Source organism: Endozoicomonas ascidiicola, assembly GCF_001646945.1.
GTDB classification, from domain to species: domain Bacteria; phylum Pseudomonadota; class Gammaproteobacteria; order Pseudomonadales; family Endozoicomonadaceae; genus Endozoicomonas; species Endozoicomonas ascidiicola.
Map to the genome: position 1 here is coordinate 336,345 of NZ_LUTV01000004.1, position 8,647 is coordinate 344,991.

The following is an 8,647-nucleotide window of genomic DNA, read 5'->3' on the forward strand; positions in this document are numbered from 1 at the left end:
TACTGTGAATGTTCTGGAGCGTATTCGACAGGAGAATCTTGAACGACAAATTACTGTTATTTGGGATGGTGCGTCCTATCATCGGTCATTTGACGTCTGCGATGCTGCAAAAAATCTAAAAATAGAGCTAGTCTGGCTACCTCCGTACAGTCCTGATTTTATGCCAGTTGAGGCTCTTTGGCGTTGGTTGAGAGAGGAGGTAACTTATYATTATTGTCATAGCACCCAAGATGAACTGGTGAAGAATGTCAAAGCCTTCTGCGTGCAGATTAACCAAAAACCAGTCGAGTTAGCCGACAGACTCCATACCAAGACGTCTCTTGACGAGGAGGAAGAGGTGCTCAGAAAACCGGTTAAGCCAAAACCAAAATAAAACCGATGGTTTCAAGTGAGTTTTGGTTTACCAGTGTGTCTAATGCTTTATCACTCATGACGGTTTTCTCCTTTCTGGTTTTGGTTTGGGTTTCCACGGTTTTCTCCTTCTTCTTCTTTGGGGTTTTGGGTGTCACCAGTACCGGAATATCTTCCAGTGGGCTGACTGGCTTTTGTTTTTGTTCTGTCGGAAAGACGCCTTTGTTTTTGGACGGTGCTTCAAAGGTCTGCTCGTAAAAGAACGTCGAAGGTTCACGGGCAGAGTTTTCAAACTTCCGGCTGTTGGCGTAGTTGTGGTACGCCTGACAGGACAGTTCTTTGCTCTGGCAAAGTTGCAGATGTGGGCAGCCTGCTTCACAGGGTGAACTGTCCACTGGTGGCAGCGCCTCGTGTGATTTGATCGGGTTGTCCTGCCAGCAGGGTTCCAATTCCAGTGCGATCATTTCGCGTTCCTCATGGCGTCGTTGGTATTGCGCAGCCGACAGGCCAAGTCCTTCTGGCAACTTTCCATGCCGGGGCACCTTTCGCCGAGAGCAGGAAAGCAACGGGCAAAGGTTTGCTGATCGGGCATCACTCGGGCGGCGTGCCAGCTGCACTCGGGTTTGAACAGGCCATTCTGTTTCATGGCTGCACCTCTTTGGCTTTGATGTATCCACGAACACAAAGCAGGGTGATTACCTCGATGGTGGTATTTACCTCCAGTAATTCGCGAACGTGGGATATTCGTTTATCAATACTCTGATGAGATACGCATTCAATGATGGCGGTCTCTCGCTGAGTCTTGCCTTCTGCAAGCCATAAACAGGTCTTGGCCTGCTTTTCGGTTAACCCTGTGCCTTCGTAAACGTAGCGGGCGGAGCTGCACTGGATTTTCATCAGGTCTATACCTCTCATGGGTTTTGTTCCTGTTCTTTTCTATCAATGATCATTTTCAGAGCGGTCTGACCGTGGGCGTCGAGGGGAGCGCACTTCATGCAATGTTTCAGCTCCCGCAACGTCCACCGATCGGTGAGCCAATGCCAGGTGACTTGATCCGCCTTCACCAGTTCGGCGCGGCAATACTTCAGCCGGGCACGTTGTTGATTGAAACGCTGGCGCATGTCTTCCCGATATTCGGCGGCGGTCAGCTTCTCCAGCCACTGCTTGATCTCTTCGCGGCTCTTGTTGTCCAGGTAATAACGGGCTAAACAATCCCGTTTGTGAGCCTCGGTGGCTGGTATTTGAAACGTCGTGTTGCTCATTTGTTGTGTTCTCCGTGAGTCCGTTTCGCTTTCGTGTTTGTGGGAACGCTGTCGGAAAATGGTAATTTTGGTAACCGGCTTTCTTAAACAGTGTTGAATCCCTTGTGTTCTCTGGCTTCCAGCCAACCCGCAAAAAGGTAATTTCGAGGTAAGCCATTGGTAATCGTTTGGTTAGGTGCTTGTTTTTAAACGGTTTTTTAAAACGGTAAAAAGTAATCACTTGGTAATCTCTATTGGTAATTGGATTACCTTATAATTACCTTAAAATTACCTTTTCCTATTTCACCTACACCCCCCGTATTTACTGACCTACAAGCTATTTCCGAAAGACTGATTACCCTAATTACCATTTTCCGACACCCCCTCTAACGTTTTAAAGTTTGCTGCTGTGCCTGCGCCCGCACGCATAGATATGTTGGTAATTCCGTTATTACTTGAATAACTTCCTGCGCTTCTTAAACACCCAGCATTTCACTGTTTTATTCAGTATCCGGCTGTCCACTGCCACATTCTTGCGGCTGTATTAATAGCGGGCGGAGTTCTCGATCAGCTTCTTAACGGCCTGCAGATCCAGACGATCCTGACGATGAAGTTCCGACAGCTTTTTGAAGTGCTCAAAGCTGATGGCGATTTCATGATCGCTCTTGCTGTGATTCATAAAGTCGCTGCGAATTTCAAACTCGGCGATGCCTGGTGCGGGCACTTCGTTCATGTAGTCGTACTGGTCCCAGAATGCCTGCACCAGTGGGTGATCATCTGCCAGTCTTTCTTCACGAACATGGGCACGCTGGAATAAATACGCTTCCAGCATTTCGCTGTGTTGCTCGGTGAGAGAAGGAAACAGAACCGGCAGGGCATAACCGGCGGCAGCTATCTGGGCGTAACACTTCACCACACGTTCTACTTTCAGAGAGCCGTTATCCGTAAACCGCTGGCGACACTCGGCGAACTTTTTGAAGTACACGTCCAGAATCTTGTTTTCATTCTTCAGGGCATCATCCAGAAAACCGGACAGTTCTTTTACGTCCATGGCTGCCAGTCGTTCCGCCACTTCCTTTGTGCCTTTGCCGTGGTGCTTCTTATCTGCGTGACAATGGACGATCCGTTGCAGCAGTGCTTCCGATCCATCCACCTGGGCATTCTGGGAAATAATCAGGGAACCCTGAAACAGATGTTCTTCCACTTCGTTGTTACGACGGGCAACACCCAAGGTGCCGGTGCCTCGTCCGTTGTAGAGTTTTTTCAACTGGTCGAAATTGACGCCGCCTTTTTTCGCGGTGTCTTTATAGTCCGGTGCGTTGCGGTCGGATTCGATCAGCACCACTGGCATATTGGAGACAGAGTTAAAGGTACGGCGCAGGCCTGCCGGTGTGGCGTCGTTTAAATCGAAACCTTCATAGTCTTCACGGCCCAGTAATGCCCAACAGAATTCCAACGCGGTGGATTTACCGGCGCCGGGTTCTCCGGTGAATTCCAGAAACGGCCAGCTCTTTTGCTGCTTGCGGATTTGCTGCACAAACAAGGTGCCCAGAAAAAACGCCAGCAGGCTCATGCCTTGCCAGTGGAACGCGGTCAGGTAATCCATTATCCAGTCCGGCTTATGCTCGCCACCGGTATGAATGCGGATGGATTTAAGACTGGTTTTGATGCCGTTTTTTGGCAGATCAAAGTAGCCTTGCTTGTTTAGGTCTATACGCTGGCCACCGTGAAACGCATGATCCTGAAAGATCCAGGCGTTAACCTCTTTGTCGAAACCGATAAAGGGCAGGGAGCTCACTCGTTTGATTTTCCGGTTTAGCCAGCCGTCCCGCAGGTTCTTCAGCTGTCGTGCATTACCGTCAAAAGTACCGCCGTGGGTATTGTTCAATAGTGCTTTATTGAAGGAGCTGGGGCTTTCCAAGTTGCTGCCGTCGAACTCCACCAGTTCTGCCGGTGCGCCGTTGTAGTAGTCCAGATGAAATACGTATTTCCGCTCGCCGAGAATGTCGTCTACCTGCTGATAGAGAAACTCGGGGGGTGCAGTTGCTGATGCGATCGATCTCCACATACTTGATGAACAGCTCTTTGCCTTCGTTGGATTTGATGTCCACCGCTTCGCCGTCGCCTTCTTTCTTATCACCGGCCAGAGCGTCGTCTACTTCTGCGCCTTTTTTAAAGGAGTAGATGGCGTTGCCATAATCCAGAACGAATTGGCGGCGCTGGTTGTGCAGGTAATAGAAATAGGCTTTCTCTTCTGGAGATTCGGCCATGAATAACTGGGCGCGGTAAAAGCAAAGTTCAAAAAACTTGTCGTTTAATTTGCCCGCACGGTACAGATCATCCCAATCACCTGAATCTTTTTCCGGTGGAGCCAATGCAACGGCGCAGGCCTCATTTATGGCCTTCAGTTTTTGAATGTGCTTTTTACTGTATTTGCGCCCGGCTGGTTCATTGTCCAGAGCGATCACCCAGGTCACGTCTTTTTTCTTGTGCTGGTTGATCAGGTTTTCGGGGAAGTTATTGCAACTGAACGCCGCCACGGCTTTTTTGCCCGCGTGCATCAGAGCGATGGCGTGGAAGATGCCTTCGACAATCCAGATCTGATCACCCTTGGCGATCTTCATACCGGCAGGCATCCATACATCACCGCGATAAACAGAGCCGTCTTCTTTACGCTGACCACCAAAGTTTGCCCGCTGGCCGTTGCCTTTGGACTTGTCGATCAGTCGTTCCCAGTAGCGGCTCTTTTTGTCGTCAAGGTAGAACCGGATGGTGTCGCAGTATTCTCCGGTGTCGGTGTCTCGCCACGCTTCCTGCTGGTAGCTGCCTTTGATTTTTCCCAGATCAAAGTGCCGGTTGTGGGCGAGGTAAGCGTCAGCCGTGGCGTGTGGGTTTTCCTTAGTTTTTGGAAATCGCTCGCTGTAATTGGTGAACAGCTCTGGTAACAGGTTTCTGGTGGTTTCTTCATACTGGCAGTTTCCTTCTCTGGAGCACTTCACCTGCCATGGCTGGCGCTTGCGAACAAACAATTCCTTTTTGTTGCAGGATGGGCAGATACCTTTGCGCAGGTATTCGCCTTTGTCTTTGAAATCAAACCGGCGGTCATTGAGCAGCGCGTCAACAATTTCGGCTTCTTGTATTTCTTGTGAATACATGGCGGCCTCTTAAACGGTTTGTTCTTTGTGGGCTTGACGGGCGGCCAGTGCTTTATCCAGCCCGGCAGGTTCGATCGGTTTTACCTGGTTCAACAGGGCAGGATTTTGTTCGATGATCCATCGGTTGATCATGGAACTTGGCCACATATCCTGCCCCATGATTTTGATAGGGGAGGGCAGCAAACCTTCCTTTCGCTTCTTCAGGAGCGTGCTGCGTTTGATGTTCAGAAGCTCGCAGAGCGCCTTCTGGTTAAACAGTTTGTCTTTTGCGGTATCAATCATTGAAACGTACCTTTGCGTGCTCTATCCTTACGTATATGAAATATATGTGCTTATATATGCTCATATCCGCTCATTTGTTCCGTATCCGTAATATTAGACCCGTATACGGAACATGACAAGGGTAAATACAAAGGAATTTAAGATGGCCGTTTTCGTAGGTGATAATCAGGACATTGCGCAACGAATCCACTTTTCAGTGGAGGTTGCCAAAAACAATAAAAAGCAGGTGTCTGATCTTCTCATTGCTACAGGGATAAGCCGGGCGCAGTTGAGTAGATATAACAATGGAACCAATGAGCCTACGGTTAGCAAAATGGTGTCGTTGGCTGAGTTCTGCGAAGTGGATCTGAATTGGTTGATCACTGGCGAGGGCGAACCCTTCCAGACAAAACCTTATGTTGATATTGCTTTTCATGATCACAGCGAAGAATCCGGACCCGTAAAGTTTGAAAGAGACTATCTTGAAAAGGTGCTTCGCCTGAAAGAAGACGATTGTCTGATGTATACCAACACCAGTGACGCCATGATTAACCGTGGGATCTACAACGGCAGCTTAGTGCTTGTGGATCTCAATCATAAGAGAGGAGACGATGTTTACCTGATCACCATTAACCAGGACACCATGGTAAGACGGTTGCAGTTTATGCCTGGTGGTAAGGTGAAAGTGATTTCTGATAATGAATCCTATGAAGACTACACACTGGCAGAAGATGAAGTGACTGTGATTGGTCGTGTTGCCTGGGTGGGCGGTGGTCGCTAGTTATGGCCCGCGCTCTTTATTTTTATGATCCTAAATCGCAGAACTATATTGGAGAGTTTCCCCACGACCCCGAAGTCGGTTTTGTAGCCAGTCGCCGAGGCATCCGCAGAAAACTTTGTAACGCTGCGGATGTCGAACATCTTTCCAATGATCAAACCAAAAACTATGTCTGGGAAATCTATCTCCAAGTGGAGCGGGAACTGCGAAATAAGCAGCTCCGTAAGCAGCGGGAGAAAGAGGAGAAGCAGCGGGCAAAGAAGAAACTGTCTGTCTCCACTGCACTGGAATTGTGGGAAGCAGAGCTGAAAGCCTTTGGTAAATCTGCTGATACCGTTTCCAATTATACCCGCTCGGTAAAACTCTATCTTGAAGCGGTAGAAGATCACCCGCTCCGGGAATTTGACCGGGATTGCAACGTCCAGTTTTATAAGTTTCTTGCTTCACGTCCGAAAGATAAACATTCCTCTGAACCGTTATCGCCCGCAACACAGAATAAACACATGCGCCATTTGTCGGCGTTTTTGGCATGGGCGAAGAAATCAGAATTCATTGATAAGAAGCACTTGCTGGAAAAGGCGAGGGTACCTGATAAGGATATGGACACCTATGAAGTCGCCGATCTGACCCGCGCTCGCCAGTTATTAGAAAAGCGACTGGCAGAATACACCCGGCCAAAAGATATTATTGCCGCTCGTAATATGTTGCGAGCGTTTATGGTGGCCACTCAAACCATTCTGCGCTTGGGCGCCATATGGTCTTTGCCATTATCGGCCATTGATATGAAGCGCCGGGTCATCCGTATTCAGGAAGTGAAAGCGCTGGGATGGGTACCCAAGAAAATGAAGTTCCCGAACAAACCGATCAATGACACGTTATTCAAATTCCTGCAGCAGGATCTCGCCAGTCGATCTCCCAGGGAGAAATGGTTTCTTGATAAAGGCGATGGCAGCCAATGGCACTTGGACAAAAGCAATATTTCTCATTATGCCGCTGCTCTTTTCAAAGAGCTGGGCCTGCCCAGAATCAAACCTTTCCATCATGCCTTCCGTGCAACGATGATCGGGTGCTCTCTCAGTCTGATAACTGACTCATAAGTCCACTTTCTGCTTGCCAGAGAGGATGTTCGTCCAAAGCTGTTCCCATCGGCCCTTACTTTGAATCAGTGATCTTGTATTCAGAAGCACTTCTGCTCCGGTTGCTTTCCATCGCATGCCTGAGGAACAAAGCCTTTGTTTGACCAATGTCTTGCAAGCCGCTTCCGTCACCCCTGAACCTATTGTCCAGTGTCGTTTAATAGCTTGATGATAATTCATCAGCTGATGGTTGTTGGTGAAGTAGGTTACCGCTTTATAACGCTTCTCTATTAGGGCAGTGGTTTTCTTAGGCAGCTCTGCTGACTCAATCTCATGCAGGATCTTTTTAGCACCCCCGCGCTTGTGTTTTAAGCAGTGGAGCCTGTCTTCAAGCCACAGTTTTCGCTTGGCTTTGCTAGTTGGGAAGAGTGCTTCCGCCACACCTCCTAGATATTCCGAGGCGTGGTAAAAGTCGAGTATCTGTCCTGAAGTATGCTGTTTTAAAAAGCGCCAGTTTTCTTTCGCGCCATCAGCAACGCCGATATAAGTTACCTGAGGGTATTTCTGCTTTAACGCTGTTATTTCGTCGTTTAATTTTGTGAGGAAGCTTTCTTTTCCATACTCCGGGGCACTTCCGATATAGATCGTGTGCAACCTGTCACCATCAGCTGAATAAAGACTTAATGTTCCGCACATGGCTTCACGCCAGCCTTCTTCACAAAGCAACATACAGGTGCCATCCAGCCCAATGGCTACCGTTGATACGGGCTTATCAAGTTGAGGAAGGTCATAGTCATGGTCAGCATCGGAATGCTCTTCAATGAGGGCACCAACCCGGTCAGATAGATGCTTGATGTAGGAGTTTGAGAGTGTTCTCTGATGATTAGCCTCGAAATCCTCTTTTACTGCCGGGGCAGGCATTTGGCTATACTTCCATGCGAGAGATTTTGCAAATTTAGGAGTGGCTGATCCGACAATGCCTGCATCTATATCTAAAGGCGACAGTGTGACACCACCTCTGACTCCCTGATAGACGGAACGTTTGAAAGGTATTTTCCCATACATGGACTCATAGTGTTTCAGAACTTTACCCTTATAACTCCACTTTTGTTTATTGACGACAATGGGTTCTTTATTGGCTGGTTCAAAGAGGCCAAGCAGCTCTTGAGCCCCTAGTTGTCCAGCATCGTTAAGTGTTTTTTGCAGACTATTTTCAAGATCAAGCATATTGCCTGCTTCGATAGGGATCTCTATCTGTAGAACGATTTTTTCACGATTGCTGGACACAATTGAAGCAGGCATGGCGGAGTCTATTATGGAAAGCGGTCTCTTATAATAGTCGTACAATTGAAGTTCTTTTGTTTCAATTATTCAGAGAGAGCACCCCGATGATCACCCATCTGTTGAACCACGGCACCAAACCAACCGACGTTCAGCAACTGGCTGATCATTCCTCCCTTGCCACCACCATGAAGTATTTCAACACCCGCAAAGCATCACAGGATGCAGCCACTTCTAATCTCCCAGAGCTATAAAAAAATCTTTGTTTTGGTGCAGGGTAGGGGGTTGGCTTGTGTCAAATCCGTGTCAAGCTAGGGGTAGGGTGGTTGTAACTTATTGATATTTATCCGTCATTCAGCACTTAATCTGAGAATTTCCCCAAACCATCTAAACTGTATAAAATTTTCAAATTGAGCATATCCTGTGCGCCCTCATCAATTTCATATTCAGCGTATTGACCACATGGGATTAGTGGCCGGTATGTGCAAAGAACTTGGCATTGCC

Annotated in this window: 10 protein-coding genes; 4 read left to right on the forward strand and 6 right to left on the reverse strand. The window is 48.1% G+C overall.

Going from position 1 to position 8,647, the window contains the following annotated elements:
• A partial coding sequence (locus AKL11_RS12100; RefSeq protein WP_172807281.1) for a transposase occupies positions 1-373 on the forward strand: 373 nt, incomplete at its 5' end.
• On the opposite strand, the gene AKL11_RS12105 is transcribed toward AKL11_RS12100, so the two are convergent.
• The 5 genes from AKL11_RS12105 to AKL11_RS12130 all read right to left on the reverse strand — a co-directional run bounded on the left by AKL11_RS12105 (position 354) and on the right by AKL11_RS12130 (position 5,029).
• The gene (locus AKL11_RS12105; RefSeq protein ID WP_067517731.1) at positions 354-815 is read right to left on the reverse strand and encodes a hypothetical protein; all 462 of its coding nucleotides are present in this window, start codon (positions 813-815) and stop codon (positions 354-356) included. The genes AKL11_RS12100 and AKL11_RS12105 overlap by 20 nt on opposite strands.
• A gap of 178 nt (positions 816-993) precedes the next feature.
• Complete coding sequence (locus AKL11_RS12115) at positions 994-1,266, reverse strand: helix-turn-helix transcriptional regulator (protein ID WP_067517735.1); 273 nt, start codon at positions 1,264-1,266, stop codon at positions 994-996.
• Entirely contained in the window at positions 1,263-1,613 is a 351-nt protein-coding gene (locus AKL11_RS12120; RefSeq protein WP_067517737.1) for a hypothetical protein, read from the reverse strand. The genes AKL11_RS12115 and AKL11_RS12120 overlap by 4 nt, the downstream gene beginning before the upstream one ends.
• A 1,874-nt stretch (positions 1,614-3,487) precedes the next feature.
• Entirely contained in the window at positions 3,488-4,747 is a 1,260-nt protein-coding gene (locus tag AKL11_RS25170; protein WP_157673537.1) for a toprim domain-containing protein, read from the reverse strand.
• 9 nt (positions 4,748-4,756) lie between these two features.
• Positions 4,757-5,029, reverse strand: a complete 273-nt coding sequence (locus AKL11_RS12130; protein WP_067517739.1) for a helix-turn-helix transcriptional regulator — start codon at positions 5,027-5,029, stop codon at positions 4,757-4,759.
• Positions 5,030-5,171: 142 nt separating this feature from the next.
• On the opposite strand from AKL11_RS12130, the gene AKL11_RS12135 reads away from it, so the two are divergent.
• Both AKL11_RS12135 and AKL11_RS12140 read left to right on the forward strand, forming a co-directional pair.
• On the forward strand, positions 5,172-5,789 hold the full coding sequence (locus AKL11_RS12135) for an XRE family transcriptional regulator (protein ID WP_067517741.1): 618 nt from the start codon (positions 5,172-5,174) through the stop codon (positions 5,787-5,789).
• A 2-nt stretch (positions 5,790-5,791) separates the two neighbouring features.
• Positions 5,792-6,883: a tyrosine-type recombinase/integrase gene (locus AKL11_RS12140; protein ID WP_067517743.1), complete on the forward strand. Its 1,092-nt coding sequence runs from the start codon at positions 5,792-5,794 to the stop codon at positions 6,881-6,883.
• Here the strand turns inward: AKL11_RS12140 and AKL11_RS12145 are convergent.
• Positions 6,878-8,164, reverse strand: coding sequence for an ISKra4 family transposase (locus AKL11_RS12145; protein WP_067517745.1), 1,287 nt, complete (start codon positions 8,162-8,164; stop codon positions 6,878-6,880). The genes AKL11_RS12140 and AKL11_RS12145 overlap by 6 nt on opposite strands.
• 86 nt (positions 8,165-8,250) lie before the next feature.
• On the opposite strand from AKL11_RS12145, the gene AKL11_RS25175 reads away from it, so the two are divergent.
• On the forward strand, positions 8,251-8,397 hold the full coding sequence (locus tag AKL11_RS25175) for a tyrosine-type recombinase/integrase (protein WP_157673538.1): 147 nt from the start codon (positions 8,251-8,253) through the stop codon (positions 8,395-8,397).
• The last annotated feature ends 250 nt before the right edge of the window (positions 8,398-8,647 follow it).

Coding starts and splice junctions, on each gene's coding strand:
- AKL11_RS12120 (WP_067517737.1), bottom strand. CDS start 1,613: ATGAGCAACACGACGTTTCAAATACCAGCCACCGAGGCTCACAAACGG.
- AKL11_RS25175 (WP_157673538.1), top strand. CDS start 8,251: ATGATCACCCATCTGTTGAACCACGGCACCAAACCAACCGACGTTCAG.
- AKL11_RS12145 (WP_067517745.1), bottom strand. CDS start 8,164: ATGCCTGCTTCAATTGTGTCCAGCAATCGTGAAAAAATCGTTCTACAG.
- AKL11_RS12105 (WP_067517731.1), bottom strand. CDS start 815: ATGATCGCACTGGAATTGGAACCCTGCTGGCAGGACAACCCGATCAAA.
- AKL11_RS12130 (WP_067517739.1), bottom strand. CDS start 5,029: ATGATTGATACCGCAAAAGACAAACTGTTTAACCAGAAGGCGCTCTGC.
- AKL11_RS12115 (WP_067517735.1), bottom strand. CDS start 1,266: ATGAGAGGTATAGACCTGATGAAAATCCAGTGCAGCTCCGCCCGCTAC.
- AKL11_RS25170 (WP_157673537.1), bottom strand. CDS start 4,747: ATGTATTCACAAGAAATACAAGAAGCCGAAATTGTTGACGCGCTGCTC.
- AKL11_RS12135 (WP_067517741.1), top strand. CDS start 5,172: ATGGCCGTTTTCGTAGGTGATAATCAGGACATTGCGCAACGAATCCAC.
- AKL11_RS12140 (WP_067517743.1), top strand. CDS start 5,792: ATGGCCCGCGCTCTTTATTTTTATGATCCTAAATCGCAGAACTATATT.